The organism is Polynucleobacter sp. 39-46-10 (assembly GCF_002282275.1).
This window is the reverse complement of the sequence record NZ_NCJB01000472.1, coordinates 1-1,399: the sequence shown is the minus strand read 5'-3', so window position 1 is coordinate 1,399 and position 1,399 is coordinate 1. Positions and strand designations below refer to the sequence as shown.

Annotated in this window: 3 protein-coding genes; all 3 read left to right on the top strand. The window is 46.5% G+C overall.

The genetic code is table 11. From position 1 onward, the window contains the following. The coding region (locus tag B7X71_RS16895) for a HisA/HisF-related TIM barrel protein (protein WP_293601595.1) at window positions 1-337 on the top strand (337 nt) is incomplete at its 5' end. 11 nt (window positions 338-348) lie between these two features. Then, a complete protein-coding gene (gene hisF / locus B7X71_RS16890) occupies window positions 349-1,107 on the top strand; it encodes an imidazole glycerol phosphate synthase subunit HisF (protein WP_293598327.1) in 759 nt (252 codons plus the stop codon). Window positions 1,108-1,147: 40 nt separating this feature from the next. Then, a partial coding sequence (locus B7X71_RS16885) for a phosphoribosyl-AMP cyclohydrolase (RefSeq protein WP_293601596.1) occupies window positions 1,148-1,399 on the top strand: 252 nt, incomplete at its 3' end.

Genomic DNA, 1,399 nt, shown 5'->3' with positions numbered 1-1,399 from the left:
GAGCAAGATCACCGGCCATGAAGTCATTGATCTTGCAAAAAAGTTTGAAGATTACGGTGTTGAAGCAATCATCTATACCGACATTGGTCGTGATGGCATGATGAAGGGTATCAACATGGATGCTACGATTAAATTAGCCCAGGCTATTCGGATTCCGGTGATTGCAAGTGGTGGCCTATCTAACAATCAAGATATTGAGGCTTTAAGTGAAGCTGAAGCTGAGGGTGTCATGGGTGTTATTGCTGGACGCTCAATTTATGCTGGCGATCTAGATTTAACTGCGGCACAAAAATATGCTGATGAGTTAACTCTGAAGTTCGCTAAGAAAATTATTTAGATTGTTTAATAGTGCTCACTAAACGAATTATTCCTTGCCTTGATGTCACGGCAGGGCGGGTTGTGAAAGGCGTGAATTTTGTTGGGCTGCGTGATGCGGGCGATCCTGTGGAGATTGCAAAACGCTACGACACTCAAGGCGCTGATGAACTCACCTTCTTAGATATTACTGCTACCTCTGATGGGCGTGATCTCATATTGCACATCATTGAAGATGTTGCATCTCAAGTATTTATTCCTCTGACTGTTGGTGGTGGTGTGCGCGCTGTAGCTGACGTGCGCCGCTTACTCAATGCTGGCGCTGATAAGGTGAGCATGAACTCATCCGCAGTGGCGAATCCAGATTTGGTGTCGGATGCGGCTGCATATTATGGGTCGCAGTGCATCGTCGTTGCCATTGATGCTAAAAAAACGGAAGCAGGCAATTGGGAAGTCTTTACCCATGGGGGTAGAACTGCTACTGGTATGGATGTCGTTGCATGGGCTTCTGAAGTGGCTCAGCGTGGTGCTGGAGAAATTCTTCTCACCAGCATGAATCGTGATGGTAGTAAAGATGGTTTTGATTTGGAGTTAACTGCCGCAGTAAGTGATGCGGTGAGCGTTCCAGTGATTGCCTCTGGCGGCGTGGGTAATTTGCAGCACTTGGTCGATGGCATTACCAAAGGTCATGCCGACGCAGTTCTTGCGGCAAGTATTTTTCATTATGGTGAATACACTGTTGGTCAAGCAAAAGAATATATGGCAAGCCAAGGCGTTCCTGTTCGCATCTAAGTGCAGACAGCTTTACTAAGAAAATAATTCGAAGATGAGCATGAAAAATTCCTTCTCTCCAGTTGACTCCTTAGAGCCCGGCGCATGGCTTGATGCCGTCACTTGGAATGAGCAGGGCTTAGTTCCGGTAATTGCCCAGGAAGTTGGCAGTAAAGATATCTTGATGATGGCTTGGATGAATCGTGATGCTTTATTGGCTACCTTGCGCTTAGGCGAGGCGGTGTATTGGACGCGTTCCAGGCAAAAACTATGGCACAAGGGTGAAGAATCTGGCCATACTCAAAAAGTAAAA